This window comes from Streptomyces speibonae (genome assembly GCF_984686075.1).
This window is the reverse complement of the sequence record NZ_OZ480260.1, coordinates 8,403,081-8,418,548: the sequence shown is the minus strand read 5'-3', so window position 1 is coordinate 8,418,548 and position 15,468 is coordinate 8,403,081. Positions and strand designations below refer to the sequence as shown.

The window sequence follows — 15,468 nt, the reverse complement described above, 5'->3', positions numbered from 1 at the left end:
CCGTGAACGCCGTGAACGCCGTGGAGCTGTCGGGAGTTGAGGACATGGCCACGAGAGACCGCACGCCCAACCCTGCCTTGGACAGGCTGCTTGAGCAGGCACGATGGACGCGCACTCAGCTGGCGCAGCAGGTGAACAGGCTCGGCCCGCAGGCCGGGCTGACACTTTCGTACGACCGAACAGCCGTTGCCCACTGGATTGCCGGTACGCCGCCGAAACCCGAGGTCAGGCCGCTGATCCTGGAGGCGCTGTCCGCTCGCTTAGGGCGGCCGGTCACTCATGCGGAGGCCGGCCTGCAACCTGCCGCGTCCGCCGGCGGCTCCCAACCGGTCGACACTGTGGAGGAGTTGATCGACCTAGGAAGGGCGGACATGGACCCATCCCGTCGCGGTGTCCTGGCCGCGACTCTGTTCTCCGCCGCGCTGTCCGTGCCCGCGTTCCAGCACACGGCGCGAGCGGCGAGTGACCCGGTCACCCCCGGTAAGGCCACCACCCGCATCGGTGCATCTCAAGTGGCGTCGGTGCGGTCCATGACGGAACGCATCGCCGACATCCTCGACGAGTTCGGCGCCGGCCACGCCCGGCCCATGGCGGCCGCTTTCCTCGTCAACACCGTCGGCCCGTGGCTCAAGGCGCAGGCCTCCGAGCCGGTGAAGCGGGACATGCTCGCCGCCGCGTCAGATCTGACGTATCTGACCGGGTGGATGGCGATGTACGAGAAGGCTCACGGCCTGGGACAGAAGTACTACCTTCAGGCGCTCAAACTCGCTGATGAGGCGAGCGACCACGTCACCTACTGCCGCACGCTGCGCGGCATGTCTCTCCAGGCGTCGAACCTGCGACACGGGCGGATGTCGCTGCAGTTGGCGGACTCCGCAGCCGAGGCCGCACCGTCGGCCGGCCCGCGTCTGGTGGCATTCCTCCGCGGGCAGCAGGCGCACGCGGCAAGCATGGTCGGGGACCGCCGCCAGGCCCACACCCGGCTCCGCGAAGCCGAGACGGCCCTCGCGAAGGCCGACAGCCGGCGCGACGCGATCGGCGGCTACGACCAGACCGCTTACCTCTTCCACGTCTCTCACGTTCTGCTGGAGGAGAACGACCTGCCCGGCAGCATCGGCGCTCTGCGGCAGTCCATCAAGGTGCAGCCGGCCAACGAACGGCAGGGCCGGGTCCACGCATACGCCCTGCTGGCACAGCGGCAGCTTCGGTACGGGCACGTCGAGGCGTCGTGCGAGTCGTGGGGTCGGTTCCTGGACGAGTACGAGCACGTCTCGTCCGTCCGTGGCGACGACCACTTCACCTCGATGCGCAAGGAGCTCACGCCGTACGCCAAAACGCGCGCGGTGCGGGCGCTGTCCGGCCGGGTGCGCGAAGTCGCGGCGGCCAAGGCCTAGAACGGGGACACCTCCGAGGGAGCTGCGGGGGCCATCCCCGCGGGTGCGGGGAGCAGCAGTGGGGCGTCGGCGCCGGAGTGGTCGTGACGGGACCATCCCCGCGGGTGCGGGGAGCAGCTCGTGTCCAACTGTGTTGCCTGGTTCGAGGAGGGACCATCCCCGCGGGTGCGGGGAGCAGATCGCTCCTGCCACCCAGATGCCGTTCGCGTCGGGACCATCCCCGCGGGTGCGGGGAGCAGCGTGCACGCTGGGTAGCGCGCGGCCCTCGGGGGGGACCATCCCCGCGGGTGCGGGGAGCAGAGCTGAGCGCAGGCGCCTGCGAGGTGGTCGGGGGGACCATCCCCGCGGGTGCGGGGAGCAGAGCTGAGCGCAGGCGCCTGCGAGGTGGTCGGGGGGACCATCCCCGCGGGTGCGGGGAGCAGCCGGCGGCGCGGGCGAGGGATGAGCACGAGCGGGGACCATCCCCGCGGGTGCGGGGAGCAGGTCAGCGCCATGCAGGGCAGCCTGCTCGACCTGGGACCATCCCCGCGGGTGCGGGGAGCAGGACGCGGGCGGTGATGCGTACCGGGCTGAGGCGGGACCATCCCCGCGGGTGCGGGGAGCAGATGCTCCAACATGATCGCTCCGTTCGTTGGGAGGGACCATCCCCGCGGGTGCGGGGAGCAGCTCGCAGTCCGCACAGAAGAGATCGCTGGAACCGGACCATCCCCGCGGGTGCGGGGAGCAGCCGCCCCCTTTCGACACTGCTAATTCAATCAAGGGACCATCCCCGCGGGTGCGGGGAGCAGAACCGGGACCCGGGACAGATCATCGACGAGACGGGACCATCCCCGCGGGTGCGGGGAGCAGGCCCCGATGGAGTTGACGACGCTGTACCGCTTGGGACCATCCCCGCGGGTGCGGGGAGCAGACCGAGATCGCCGCGGTGAGGGCCCGCTCGATGGGACCATCCCCGCGGGTGCGGGGAGCAGTTCGACCGGGGGCTGCTGGGTGATGCGGCCCTGGGACCATCCCCGCGGGTGCGGGGAGCAGGTATGCCTGCCGCTCCTCGCGGGTCATGCCGCGGGACCATCCCCGCGGGTGCGGGGAGCAGTTCCATACGGGATATTTTCTCAGATCAGGTCGGGGGACCATCCCCGCGGGTGCGGGGAGCAGCGGGGATCAGTGGGGATGCCGGCGTATGTGGACGGGACCATCCCCGCGGGTGCGGGGAGCAGTTCGGACAGGTGTGGCAGACGTCCGCCCACCGGGGACCATCCCCGCGGGTGCGGGGAGCAGGCCGTCGTCTCCGCGTCCCCGACCTCTCGCAGGGGACCATCCCCGCGGGTGCGGGGAGCAGGTGCCATAGTGGTGCTCCGCCGGGAGACCGGCGGGACCATCCCCGCGGGTGCGGGGAGCAGTAGTTGCCTGGCCAAAGCGTGCCGTTCACCACGGGACCATCCCCGCGGGTGCGGGGAGCAGGCCATGGTCACTCCAGTGTGGTATAGGGGCTCGGGACCATCCCCGCGGGTGCGGGGAGCAGATCACGAACTTCTGGGCGACCGCCACGGCGCTGGGACCATCCCCGCGGGTGCGGGGAGCAGTGCGCTGTTCTGTACCGACGTGGAGACGACCCGGGACCATCCCCGCGGGTGCGGGGAGCAGAGTGCCGTCACAGCGGGTGTGGCCACTGACTCAGGACCATCCCCGCGGGTGCGGGGAGCAGCGAGCCGCCCGCCCGTGGTGGGCGGCCCGGGGGGGACCATCCCCGCGGGTGCGGGGAGCAGCTCACCATGCGGATCAAGCGCCGTTACCTGGAGGGACCATCCCCGCGGGTGCGGGGAGCAGGAGCTGCTCGACGCGCTGGTTGTAGTCGGCGAGGGACCATCCCCGCGGGTGCGGGGAGCAGACGATGACGCTGCTCGCCCCGTCCCAGCCCCCGGGACCATCCCCGCGGGTGCGGGGAGCAGATCTGGGCGATCATGTCGTGGAAGCGGGCCACGGGACCATCCCCGCGGGTGCGGGGAGCAGACTGTTTGACCTGGGAGTCTATGCTCGCAGAGGCGCGTTTTCAGTGACTTTTACAGACTCCGACAAATGGGGCATGGGTGCTGTGAATCCGTAACTGTAGCGCGGGGCCTTGTACTGGCACTCGCCTCCGGGGACCGTCGCCATCGACGTGCCCCCGTGGTCGGTCGGCCGGGAGATGGACCGCGAGGCCGCCACCGAGCCCGCGTCCGCGGCGGCCGCCCCGTCCGGTACGGACAACCCGCACCGTAGAGGCCGCTGACCGAAGCTCGGGGCCGGGCACGACGAGGGCTGTCAGGAGGGGCCCCTGGCCGGTGTCCACCTCGAGCGGCTCAAGGCCTTCTCCGCCCGCTCGCGCCGGGGCACTTAGCTTGTTCTTTAACCTCCGTCCCTACTCTGACGCTCCCCAAATTGGGGTGACCATGGCGAGCTGGTCCGACACACTGGTTCGATGCGGCGCGATGATGAGCAGCCTTTGTCCGGTGGCAACGTCAGTGAGGGTGTCGTTCGCGTCGGGGACACCGTTCGCCGTCCGGCCGGACCATGGACTCCCGCTGTGCACGCCCTGCTTGCCCACCTGCACGAAGTGGGATTCGGCGCGGCACCTCGTCCGCTCGGCATTGACGATCAGGGGCGTGAGGTCCTGACCTTCATGCCGGGGGACGTAGTCTGGCCCGACCGGTTCTCGCTGGTCGGCCCCGCTCGACAACTGGCTCGCGTTGCACGGCTGATCCGGGACTTCCACGATGCCGTGCAGGACTTCACGCCGCCTTCCGATGCCCGGTGGCAGACGCCGATCCCCGCTGAGGGCGATGACATCATCGCCCATAACGACCTGGCTCCCTGGAACCTCGTGGTCGCGGACGAGACGCGGTGGGCCTTCATCGACTGGGACGGTGCAGGTCCCGGCTCGCGCCTGTGGGATGTCGCCTACGCCGTTCACGGGTTCATCCCGCTGTCCGCGCATCCGGACTGGCAGCGCCCGGACGCGGCGAGCCGGCTGCGAGTCTTCGCCGACGCCTACGGTCTCGATGAGTCCGAACGCCGTCGTTTGGTCCCTATGTTGGGGCGCCGTACGCGTTCCATGCACGACTTCCTGCGAGACCAGGCAGCCCAAGGTGTCCATCCCTGGGAAAGGCTGTGGGCTGAAGGTCACGGTGTCGCCTGGCGAAACGACGCCGAATACATCGAGCAACGCGAAGACCAGTGGGTGCACGCCCTGCTCGCAGGGTGAGCTTGTTCTTCATGGTCTGAGGTCGCTCGAACTCGTCCGCTCACCTGGGCGTTCATCAGACGCTGGCGTGACCTCGTCTGAACATTTGGTCCGGCCTAGCTTTGAACTGGTTCGTCGGGGTTTGGTTCCGACCTTGTGGTGGGCCGGTCGTTGGTATGCCTCGCTGCCGGTGAGTACGCGTCCCACGTCGTGGCGGGTTGCGGGTCGGCGGTTCTTAGAGCCGGGTGGGCGGCCGGGGCCGGGTGTGGTGGGTTTCGGTGCACCGGCTGGAGTGCCCGTCGTCGTGCGGAGGTTCCGGAACCCGCGCCGGACCCGGGCGGGGGTGAGTTTGTGCGGTGGCGCCGGTTTCTCCCACGGCCGGCGCAGGTCGGTCGCGAGAGGCCGGGCGAGGCGGAGTTGGGTATGGGCGGCGATGAGCAGCCGGGTCCAGCGGTCGGCTGCGGCCGAGTCGCGCAGGCGGGGCCGGGTCCAGCCGAGGGTCTGCTTGAGCATGCGGAAGGTGCGCTCGATGTCGAAGCGGCGGAGGAACGCCTGCCAGCAGCGGTCGACGTCGGCTTCGGTGGCGCCGGTGCGCGACCACCACAGCCAGACGGGCTTGTTGACCCCGCCGGACGGTAGGTGTTCGACGGCCAGGCGGATGACGGTGCCCTCGATGACGGGCAGCGGGCCGTCGTGCTCCAGCCACGCGGCCCGCTGGGTCAACCGGGGGTGCAGGCGGTCCCATGCCTGGGCGGTGGCCTTGCCGTAGAGGCGGGTGCCGGTGACCGTGACGGCCTGCTCGGTGCCCCAGGTGGCGGGGTCGCCGAAGACGAACTCCCCTCCGTGCTTGGGCATCCGGCCGCCCTTCGGGTGGGCCCTGTAGAACTCCTCCCAGGAGGGTGCCGGGCGTCGCATCACCCGGTCCGATCGGGTACGGCCCAGGATCTCGACGGGCAGGCCGGACAGGAGGTAGGCGATGCGCGGGGCGTCGTAGCCGGCGTCCAGCACAACAAGGATCTCCGGGTCACCGGTGGACCACTGACCTGCGGTGATGAGCCGTTCGGCCACCTCACGGACCTGGTCGGCGGTGACCGCGGCCAGGTCCGCGCCGGGGGCCAGGCGGACCGCGTCCAGGAACGCGGACCAGGAGGTGCGGCCGCTCTCCAGCGCGACGATGACCGAGTACGGCCAGCCGGGCATCATCTGGTGCTTGGCGTTGCCGCGGCCGTAGGTGTGGCAGAACGATCGGTCCGGCACGGTCCCGGCGTCCGGCCGAAGCCACGGCGAGACGTCCACCGCCAGGACCAGCCGACCGTCCGCCGCCCTCGGCAGCGGCACCCCGGACAGGACACGCCGCAGCCGGGCGACATCCACCCGTCCGCAGTTGAGACCGGCATAGAGGGCGCCGTGACCCCGGCGGTGCTCGGGCGCCAGCGCGAGGTCGACCAGCGACCGCACCGGCCCGTCGGTGCACAGCACCGCATCCGTCAGCTCGAACAACGCGTCCGCGCGAGCGGTCAGGCAGTCGTAGAAGTCGGTCCGGAACCGGGACAACACGGTCAGGGACTCGACGCGAACAGCATCGTGCAGCAGACTCACCCTCGCGGCCTTGGCATGATCAACAGCGTCTCGACAACGCACATGATCACACCAAGGCCGCACCGCTGTCGCACCAGCTCTCACCAAGCAGCAGGCGATCAACTCGGTTGCGCAGCAATGTCGTTAAAAAACAAGCTTAGACGCGCTCGTTCTCGGCCTTCCGCGGCCTCGGCCTGCTAGCAGCCGGTCCGGCCCCTCGAAGCCTGCGGGGATGGCGTGGGCAGTCCGCCAGTCCTGCCCGCATCGGCAGTGGTTGGCGCGGTACCGGCTCCACCAGCTCTCCGGCGGCTCGTACACCAGCCGGTTCGCCGTGTACTTGGTATCCCGGGGGCCGTCGCGCTCTCCGCCCGGGCTTTCGGAGCGTACGAGTCGGCCCCGGCCGACGTCCCACGGGGAAGGGCGGCGGCCGGGGCCGACAGTACGGACACTTTAGCGGGCTGACCAGGGACTCTCACCGGTCTTGCGCGAGTTTGTAGAGTTCCGCGAACAATCCGGCCGCATCCAGCAGGGACTCGAACGTCCCCGTCTCCACGATCCGGCCGCGGTCGAGGACGACGATGCGGTCCGCGATGCGGGCGTTGTCGAGGTTGTGGGTGACGAACACGGCTGCCTTGCCCGAGGCGAGCTCCTTGAACCGGCGGATCACCAGGTGCTCGGCGCGCGGGTCCATCGCGGAGGTGGGCTCGTCGAGCATCAGCACGGCGGCGTCGCGGTAGAACGCGCGAGCGACCGCGATCCTCTGCCACTGCCCGCCCGAGAGATCGGTGCCGCCCCAGTTGGAGCCGGCGACCAGGGTGTCGAGCCCGTACGGGGCCTTGTCGATGACGCTGTCCGCGCCGGCCGCGCACGCGGCCTGGAGCAGGAGGGTGTCGTCGTCGGCGCGGGGCTGGCCGAGGTGGATGTTGGCGCGCAGGTCCATGGGCCAGCGGGTGTAGTCCTGCGGCACGAGACCGACCTTCGACCACACGCCCGTCGGGTCGGCCTCGGCGAGATCGGTGCCGTCCCAGGCCACCGTGCCGGTGGTGGGCAGGTACAGGCCGGTCAGGAGGCGGGAGAGGGTGGTCTTGCCAGAGCCGTTCTCGCCGACCAGGGCGATCAGTTCGCCGCGTCGCAGGGTGAGGCTGACGCCGTCGACTGCGGGGATGTCGGTGCCCGGGTAGGCGTACGTGATGTCCTTCGCCTCGATCTCGGCGGGCGCCCCGGCCGGGATCGCCCGGGTACCGCGCTCGGCGCGCAGGGCCTCCGCGCGGCGCAGGAAACTCTGCCAGTCCTCCAGGTACAGCGAGGTGCGGAAGGTGCGGGCGGCGGCCATCACCAGCGAGGTCAGCGCCCCGGTGGAGGTCCGTACGGCGACGACGGCGGTCGCGGCGACGGCGAGGTCCATCCGCCCGGTCGCGGCGAGCCAGCCGAGCGCCGCCCAGGTCGTGGCGAGCATGAGCCCGCCGGCGGCGGAGCCGGCCAGGGTCACCCGCAGCACGCGGGGGGCGGCCGCGCGGTGGGTGGCCTTGATCCGGTCGGTGATCTGGCGGTACCAGGTCGTCAGGAAGCCGGACATGGTGGCAGCGCGGACCTCGGCGGCGGTGCGGCGGTCGGTGGAGTAGTACCGCAGCAGGTAGCGCAGGTGGTTGTCGGAGATGTTCTGGAAGTCCGCGCGGTGCCTGATGCGCGCGGTGGTCACCGCGGCGGCGCCCTTGGGCACCACGGCCAGCAGGAGCAGGGGCAGCAGCAGCGGGTGCAGCACGGTGAGGACCGAGGCGGCGGCGACGAGCTGGGCGAGCGCGGAGACCATGGCCTGTGCGTCGCCGATCAGGTCCTCGGTCGCCTCGGCGCCCTTGCCGGCGGCCTGGAGGCGGTCGGTGAACCCGGGCCGGTCGTACGCCTCGAGCTCCACCTGCGGGGCCGCGGCGAGGATCTGGAGGTCGGCCTCGGTGGCGACCTCGGGGGCCAGGCGGGCGGCGGCGTAGACGGCGAGCGCGTCCGCCCCGGCCCGTACGGCGGTGGCCACGGCGGCGACCACGAGCGCGGGCGTGGCCGCTTGGACCCGCTCGGCGACGTCCCCGCCGCTGAAGAGGTGGTTCATCGCGCCGGGAAGCACCGCGAGGGCGACGGCAGCGGAGGCGGCGACGACGAGCTGGGTGAAGCCCAGCCACAGCATCGCCGGGCGGTCGGCGGCCCAGCCGAGCCGGACAGCGGCGGCGAGGGTGTGCGGGAGGCGTGAGGCCATCCGCCACCAGGTCGCGGTGGCGATGTCCTCGGCGTGCGGGTCGGCGCGGTAACCGACCTGCTGTTGCGGGGCGGTGGAGGATTTCGGGGCGGGTGAGGAGTCGGTCACCCGCCCCATCCTCGCGGGGCCGGCGGGGCGTACGGGGCCGATCGCGCCGAAGTCGCCCAGCCGGTGGAGGAGCCGTCTACAACGCCCGCAGGGCCAGCTCGACGGCGGTGATGAGGTACAGGCCCGTACGGAACGGCGCCGCGTCCTCGGGCGAGAGGGCGGCCCGCTCGACGGCCTCGGTCAGCACCGCGGCGTCCACGAAGCCCTGCTCGATGAGGTGGAGCTCCTTGCCCCAGCCGCGGAGCAGCCCGGTCGCGTGACGGTGCACAGCGGTGTTCATCAGATGGCCGAAGTTCTCCCGCAGCGGCGGGTTCACCACGTCCTCGGGCAGGCCACGGGCGGCGAGGCGCCGGCGCAGCAGGTGCTTGTCCGTCTTCCACTGAACGGGCAGGCGGTGGCCGAAGCGGACCATGTCCACGTCGGTGAACGGGGCGACCGTCCACAGGCCGCGCCGGGCCATGAGCGGGGTGGCGACCTCCAGGGCGATCAGCGCGGTCTCCGGTGCCACGGTCGCCGGGGAGATCCCGCTGTCCACCTCGCCCAGCAGGTCCCGTACCCGCTCGCCGCACCAGGACGGCGCGACCGGCGTCCGTGCGGGTGTGCCGGCGATGCGGCGGGTGCGGGCGACCTCATCACCGCCGAACCCTGCCGCAACCGTATGGATGCCGCGGGCGCGCAGGGCCTGGGCGAGCGCGTCGGCGGCCTCCAGGTGCGGCTCGTCCAGCGGACTGACCGCATCCGCCCGGGAGCGCCGCAGCCCGCCCGGGGACAGCACCGGATGGTCGGCCGCCCGTACCGTGACGTCGGCGGCGAAGCCGGTCTGCTCGATGACCGCCCGGCGCCGCGCCTCCTGCTGGGGACCTGCCTCGCCGCCGATGAGCATCGCGCACGGCGTGATCGCCCCGGGGTGTGCGAGGGCGAGGGAGATGGCGAGATTGGTGGAGTCCATGCCTCCGGACAGCTGGGCCGCCGTCTGCCCCGCCGCGACGGGCCGCTTGGCGAACACGTGGTCCGTCAGGGCCTCGAACGCGCCGACGAGTTCGGCCTCACCGACGTGGTCGGCGAGCTCGGAGGTCTGGGCGTGCTCGGCCGAGGACGGGTACACCAGGCGCAGGCCCTCGGCGTCCGCGTACGCGATGGAGCGCTCGGAGAGCCGCTTGACCGTGGTGAACAGCGTGTCGTGCCCGTAGCGGGGGAAGCCGGTCAGCAGCCGCATCACCTCCCGCTCCTCCAGCCGGTCCGCGCCGAGGCGGGCACGCAGGTCCACCAGCTGCCACGAGCCGGTCAGGCGCCCGGCGTCGTGGGTGAGGTACAGCGGGCACACCCCGCCGAGCCCCGTCCGGACCCGGAGCCCTTCCGGGCCGGCCTCGATCCAGATGCCCTGGAGCGGCCAGTCCTGGCACTCCTTCAGCGCGCGGCCGTACACCGCGGTGTCCACGCGGGCCGGGGAGACCGAGCGCAGCAGCGAGGGGCGGCCGGCGGCGCGCTCCCGTACAACGAGCAGCGTGCGGGTGCCGTCCGTGACCGCCCGCGCCTGAAGCGCCGGGTGGTCCAGCGGCCGGATGCGGTCCGCGCCGCGCCCCCATCCCACTTCCTCGCCTCGCCATTCCCACGGCCCTGAGCCGTCGGTCCGTAAGTTCACCGAGCACGTCAACATTTCTGGGTTCTCCCTTCTCGCCGGACATACGACGGGGCCCGCGCGGCTCTCGGCCGGGCGCGGGCCCCGGTGACACTGGTGGTGCTGGACGGGCGGTGCCGGGTCAGTCCTCGAAGCGGCCCTGGTCCGAGGTCTCGGCGGCCTTGTCGTCGTAGCGGGCGGTGTCACCCGGCGCGGCGGTGATCTCCGGTCCGGCGAACACGGACTCCCACGGACGCGTCTGGTCCTTCATGGCGAACCCCTTCTTCTTCTCAGCTTCTTCCTCGACCGAACCCGTTGACGGAGCGTCATCGAGCTTCATCAATCAGTGAACAGGGCAGGGGGGTTGGCGGGTACCGTGTCGAGCGCGCGGAACCGTATATCGGGTATACGAGGGCAGGACGCCATGACCCAGCGCACTGCGAACCACCAGCTCAAAGCACTCATCGACGAGTCCGGGCTGCCGTACGACGGCGTCGCCCGCGCCGTGAAGGCGGTGGCGTCGGAGAGCGGCCAACGACTGGGCACCAACAAGTCGGCCGTCCACCACTGGGTGCAGGGCGCCGAACCGTCCGGGGCGACACCGGGGTACCTGGCCGAGGCGCTGTCCCGCCGCCTGGGGCGCCGGATCACGCGCGAAGACCTCGGACTCGGTTCCCCCCGTGGTGGTGCAGATGACAGCATCGGGCTGACGCTGGACTTCGATCCCATCGAAACGCTCACCGCCATCGGGGAGGCCGACGTGAACCGCCGCCGATTCCTGGCCGCCTCCGCCTACTCCATGGCCGCGGCGGCCCTCCCGCTCCAGACCGTCCAGGAAGCCGCCGCCCGCACCCGCACGGTCATCGGCGGCGGAGTCGTCGGCCACGCAGACGTGGCCTCGGTCCGCGACATGGTGAAGCTCTTCATGGACATGGACGAACGCCACGGCGGACAGCACGGTCGCTCCGCCTTCGTGCAATACCTCGTTACCGATGTCGCCGGTCTGTGCCGGGGCAGGTTCGCCGGCGACGACGTACGCGCCGAGGCGCTCTCGGTCGCCTCTGCAGCGGCCCACCTGTGCGGCTGGAAGGCGTACGACAGCGGCGAACAGGGCCTCGCCCAGCGGTACTACCTCCAGTCCCTCGCCCTCGCGCGGGCCTCCGGCGTCGCCGGACAGGACGGCTTCGTGATGCGCACGATGTCCCAGCAGGGCATGAAGCTGCACCGGCCCGAGCACTGCCTGGCCCTCGCCGAGACCGGCTGGGACCGCGCCAGGGGCCGCGTCGGCCGGCAGGTCGAGGCCCTGTTCGCCGTCACACACGCGCACGCGCTCGCCAAGACCGGCCAGACCCGGCATGCCCTCGACGACGTCCAGCTCGCCGAGACCGCGCTGGCGGCCGGCGCCGGGGACGAGGTGCCGTTCTGGGCGCTGGTGTGGGGCCCGCCGGCGGCCACCGTCCACTCCCGTACGGCGAAGGTCTTCGAGACGCTCGGCGACCGCCCGAACGCCGCCCACCAGTACGCGACGGCAGCGGCCAGCCGGCCCGGGGCGACGTACGCGCGGATCATCGCCCTCGACCAGGTCGCGCAGGCCGAGCAGCAGGCCAAACAGGGCAGTATCGAGCAGGCGTGCACCACCTGGGGCCGCGCGATCGACACCATGGCCGGGGTGAAGTCCACCCGTACCCTCAAGGCCGTCCGCTCCCTCCGCTCCGACCTGCGCCCGTACCGGGCCCGGGGCGTTCGGGCCGCAGCTGAGCTCGACGAGCGCGCCCGCGTCTTCATCGACCACCACCGCTGACCGGGCCGACGCGTCCTCGACCGCCCAGCCTTCTGGCCTTGCTGGTGGGCCGGGTCGCGGTCGTGGGCGCCGGAGACCGGTCAGCCGGCAAACCGGAGACCGGTCAGCCGGCAAAGGGGACGGCGGTGTAGCGGACGCGTTCGGCATTCATGAAGAAGCCGTGTCCGGCAGGCATCACGCCTGTACCAGCCACGTTCATGATGAAGCCACGGGAGCGGGCCAGGCGGAACCGGTCGGGGACGTCGGCCAGGGGCGGCAGGGGGCCTGCGTACCTGGTGCCGCCGGGCAGGGTGGCGGTCAGCTGGCCATCGGCGTGACGGGCGGTCCCTCCCCGGAGGGGGCGGATGGCGCGGTTCATCTCGGTGCCGGTCTTCCAGCCCAGGGTCTCCAGGGTGTCGTCCAGACCGGGCAAGGATGCCGCGGGTCACCGCCTGCGGGAATCGCGGGTGAAGATGGTCCAGTGCCAGGAGTCACCGCGGTATTCGGTGTCGAACTCGTTCACCTCGATCCACCCTGCCTTCCACTTCCCACGACCGTGATACTTCGCCCGGCATGAGCACTGGCAGTCGGGGCCTGTCGCGTGGCGGCAAGCCCCGTTGCATCTCTCGTGCGGGTTGAATTCGCGCCCCAGCATGATCACCTGGTTGTAGCGCAGCAGGTGCCGGGCAAGCTCGAGGAAGTGACGAGTAGGCACACTCCAGCACCCACGCTTCTCGTTCCACTTGAGGCCGTGCGTGCTCGGCAGGAAACGGCCGATGAAACGCCGCTGCTCCCCTCGGGTCTTGTCCGGAAGCCACACGTCCGCCGGCCCCGAGCCGGGAAGCATGACGGCCACGTAGCGGCGGCCTTCGTGCAGGGGCAGCACTGCCGGAGCCGGGACCGGGTCGTCGTCGTAGGGGTTCAGGGCGCGGCGGGCAGCATCGTGAGTGGCGCGAAGCTGCTGACGGCGACGGGTGACCATCCCTGCCTGCCGGAGCTCGTGACGCTCGAGCTCTTCACCCCTCAGCCAGCGGACACGAGTGGAATCTCGGTAGGACGCGGGGCACAGGGAGGAAGAGAAATCCTCTCGCCAATGCGGAACGATGATTCCGCTCCGGAGTTCGACGATCTGGCGGCAGTAACCGCATAGGGGCGCGGTATTCAAAATGCCTGACCTTCCGGCACGACGGAAGTGGCCGGCCACCCCCTCCTGCGGTCCAGATATACCAACGCCAGGTCGGGCGGGGAAAGGTCCACCCAGCGCATTTTGATGGGCCGTTGGTCAGCAGAGCCTTGGCGGCGTGACAGGTTGCCGCCGCTGAAGCAGCAACGCACCCGGTCGGTACCGCAGCTCGCGAGTCGGAGCTCGGTTCAGACCCGGGCGCCCCTCCCCCACGTGGCCGACGGGGATGTGACGGGTCCGCGGACCGCGGGGCTTGGGGCAGGAAGCGGGGCCCAGGCCTGGGCAGTGATGTGCCGGTGGGCCGCAGCGTCCAGGACGGCACGGCTGGTGTCCATGCCGATGGCGGGAGCCGTGACCAGCAGCATCTGCGCCACGGCCTGCTGAGCAGCGCAGACCTGGTGGAACGAGGTGCGGAGGCGCTCGAACTGATGGTTGAGCAGTGGGTAGAAGCGGTACGGGTGGCCGGCTGGGCGGTGTTCGGGAACGTCGGTGAGGAGGCGGTGCTCGATGGTCGTCACGGCCCGGGGGGCGGACACCGCGATCCGCCAGTCGGCGACGGTGAGGCTGTACACGGTCTGGGCCAGTTCGGCGACGCCGCCCGAGTCGGCCAGGATGTCCGCCGCGGGCCTTGCGCGGGGAGGGCCTCCTCCTGAGTCGGGGTCCCAGTCCCCGCCGAACAGCAGCCGTCCCGCGCGAAGGACTGACGCACGCGCGATCTCCACGCCCGGATGCAGGCCCGTGGCCTGCGGCATGCGGGAGATCTCGCCCCGTCTCACCATGTCGTAGCTCGGCCGGGGAAGCCGAGGACGGATCCGCGGATCGTCCACGTCGACGACGCGGTCCCACCGCTCCTGGACGTCTCTCCACACGCGGGCGGCGCTCCGGAGGCGGTCCGCGCAGCTTCTGAGTGAGGTGCCCGCCCCGGTCGGTGCCTCGGTGGCCACCTGCAGCAGGAGCCGCCCGGCGAGCATGGTGCCCAGGGACCGCCAACGGGTGATCAACTGCAGGTCGGATCCGCTGAGAGGCTGCGCGGAACGGCCGTGCAGAGTCTCGTAGGCGACGCGGGAGAGCTGCTCGCAGTCGTCCCGGATCCGGCCGGCGGCCTGGGCGAGCGGATCGCCGGGGAGGGCAGGGACCGGGGTGAGTGGCAAGGCCTGAGGAAAGACCGCCAGCGCCGTGTCCGCATCGGCGCTGGAATGCCGAGCCTGGACCGACGCGTACTGCAGGGAAGCCTGGGCGGTCTGGAGCCTGACCGACGCCTGCCAGTTGCCGAGGTTCTGACTCACGACGTGGACGATCCGGCTCACGGAGTGGAGGGTTAGGGAGGCGTGGCGCAGGTGGTACGCCTGTGCGGAGCGTGTGGTGAAAGCGAGCGCGTACGGGGTGACGGGAGCGCCCGTACCGTCGCGGTGACCGCGGATCAGGTCGATGACCGCCCCACTGGCCACCACCGCGGCACCCAAAGGGCCGTCGTTCGCCGTACTGCCCGAGGCGACCGGCGGCAGCCAGCGGGATGCGCCCTCCAGCGCCCTCCGAGCGTGGTGGAGGTGACGGAAGGTGTCGTCGGCCGCGGCGTCGATCCGGTCTTCCGGCCGGCGAAGCAGGTGATGCACATGCCCGATCAGTGTGTCGAGCTGCTTGAGCGCGAGAGCGTGCGCGAAGGGATCGTCCCGGGGCAGACTCACGGACGTGACCTGTTCAAGGCGGTGGTGCACGACCTCGTAGAGCTCTCCGAGCGTGACGGTCATGAGGCTCCGTCACCGTCCTGTCGCACGCTGATGAGGAGGTCAGCTGCGGTCGACGCGTGATCGGCCACGAGGTTGAGCTGCTCCGCGTCGCCGGCGGCTTCGGATGCGGAAGCCAGTCGGCGAAGGGCCACGCCGACGTGGCGCAGAAGCGCCTCGAACGGCTCGAGCCCGGCTCGTCCGGAGCAGGGAGTCGGAGTCTCCCGAGGCCGGCCGTTCTCAGGTGGCGGCAGCAGACGGCGTCCTTCCGCGCATTTGATGCCGGTGAGCATGGCCTGCATCTCGTCGCTGCCCTCCTCGAGGGCAAGGGCGTCCGCCAGCCGGCCCACGATGTCGAATGCGTCCCAGGCGGCGGAGCACACGGCGTCGGCTTCGTCGGTGTCCAGAGCGGTGTCGAGGTCGGTGATGGTCGGCTGCGTCATCGCTGTGATTCCTCCTGTCGGCCTCGCCCTGCACCGCCGGTACGGCGGCGCGGCTTCCCGCGAGGGTCCCACTTCACGTCAACGACGGCCGCGGACTGTGGATCACCGGCGGAGCGCGAAACCACGCGGATGAGGGGTGCGGGCGCACGACCGGTTGCTGTCCCGGACTGCCGTT

The 15,468-nt window shown here is 71.2% G+C and carries 10 protein-coding genes, 1 pseudogene and 1 CRISPR repeat array; of the genes and pseudogenes, 3 read left to right on the top strand and 8 right to left on the bottom strand.

The features are described 5' to 3' along the window. Positions 1-44: 44 nt before the first annotated feature. Together AC5L3C_RS37590 and AC5L3C_RS37585 are read left to right on the top strand one after the other, a co-directional pair. Positions 45-1,394 carry an NsdA family TPR-like regulatory protein gene (locus AC5L3C_RS37590; protein ID WP_493654196.1) on the top strand — a complete coding sequence of 450 codons (1,350 nt, stop codon included), beginning with the start codon at positions 45-47 and terminating at the stop codon, positions 1,392-1,394. 27 nt (positions 1,395-1,421) lie between these two features. Further along, positions 1,422-3,404: a CRISPR direct-repeat array (repeat unit 29 nt; unit sequence GGGACCATCCCCGCGGGTGCGGGGAGCAG). A 448-nt stretch (positions 3,405-3,852) separates the two neighbouring features. Then, positions 3,853-4,635, top strand: a complete 783-nt coding sequence (locus AC5L3C_RS37585; protein WP_493653682.1) for a phosphotransferase enzyme family protein — start codon at positions 3,853-3,855, stop codon at positions 4,633-4,635. Positions 4,636-4,743: 108 nt separating this feature from the next. On the opposite strand, the pseudogene AC5L3C_RS37580 reads toward AC5L3C_RS37585, so the two are convergent. From AC5L3C_RS37580 to AC5L3C_RS37565, 4 genes and pseudogenes are all read right to left on the bottom strand, one after another. Then, a pseudogene (locus AC5L3C_RS37580) lies at positions 4,744-6,213 on the bottom strand (NF041680 family putative transposase); the annotation flags it as partial. Positions 6,214-6,664: 451 nt separating this feature from the next. Beyond that, positions 6,665-8,554 (bottom strand): ABC transporter ATP-binding protein, encoded by a 1,890-nt coding sequence (locus tag AC5L3C_RS37575; RefSeq protein ID WP_493653681.1) that lies wholly within the window; start codon positions 8,552-8,554, stop codon positions 6,665-6,667. A 67-nt stretch (positions 8,555-8,621) separates the two neighbouring features. Beyond that, positions 8,622-10,136 carry an asparagine synthase-related protein gene (locus AC5L3C_RS37570; protein ID WP_493653679.1) on the bottom strand — a complete coding sequence of 505 codons (1,515 nt, stop codon included), beginning with the start codon at positions 10,134-10,136 and terminating at the stop codon, positions 8,622-8,624. 169 nt (positions 10,137-10,305) lie between these two features. After that, positions 10,306-10,434 (bottom strand): hypothetical protein, encoded by a 129-nt coding sequence (locus AC5L3C_RS37565; protein ID WP_281404299.1) that lies wholly within the window; start codon positions 10,432-10,434, stop codon positions 10,306-10,308. Positions 10,435-10,587: 153 nt separating this feature from the next. Here AC5L3C_RS37565 and AC5L3C_RS37560 point away from each other — a divergent pair, with 153 nt between their 5' ends. Beyond that, complete coding sequence (locus AC5L3C_RS37560) at positions 10,588-11,964, top strand: NsdA family TPR-like regulatory protein (protein ID WP_493653678.1); 1,377 nt, start codon at positions 10,588-10,590, stop codon at positions 11,962-11,964. Between the two features lie 103 nt (positions 11,965-12,067). On the opposite strand, the gene AC5L3C_RS37555 is transcribed toward AC5L3C_RS37560, so the two are convergent. From AC5L3C_RS37555 to AC5L3C_RS37540, 4 genes are all read right to left on the bottom strand, one after another. Next, positions 12,068-12,376 (bottom strand): hypothetical protein, encoded by a 309-nt coding sequence (locus AC5L3C_RS37555; protein WP_493653677.1) that lies wholly within the window; start codon positions 12,374-12,376, stop codon positions 12,068-12,070. 12 nt (positions 12,377-12,388) lie between these two features. Further along, positions 12,389-13,147, bottom strand: coding sequence for a hypothetical protein (locus AC5L3C_RS37550; protein ID WP_493653675.1), 759 nt, complete (start codon positions 13,145-13,147; stop codon positions 12,389-12,391). Between the two features lie 167 nt (positions 13,148-13,314). Next, a complete protein-coding gene (locus AC5L3C_RS37545) occupies positions 13,315-14,874 on the bottom strand; it encodes a hypothetical protein (RefSeq protein WP_493653674.1) in 1,560 nt (519 codons plus the stop codon). Beyond that, on the bottom strand, positions 14,871-15,293 hold the full coding sequence (locus AC5L3C_RS37540) for a hypothetical protein (RefSeq protein WP_493653673.1): 423 nt from the start codon (positions 15,291-15,293) through the stop codon (positions 14,871-14,873). The genes AC5L3C_RS37545 and AC5L3C_RS37540 overlap by 4 nt, the downstream gene beginning before the upstream one ends. Between the last annotated feature and the right edge of the window lie 175 nt (positions 15,294-15,468).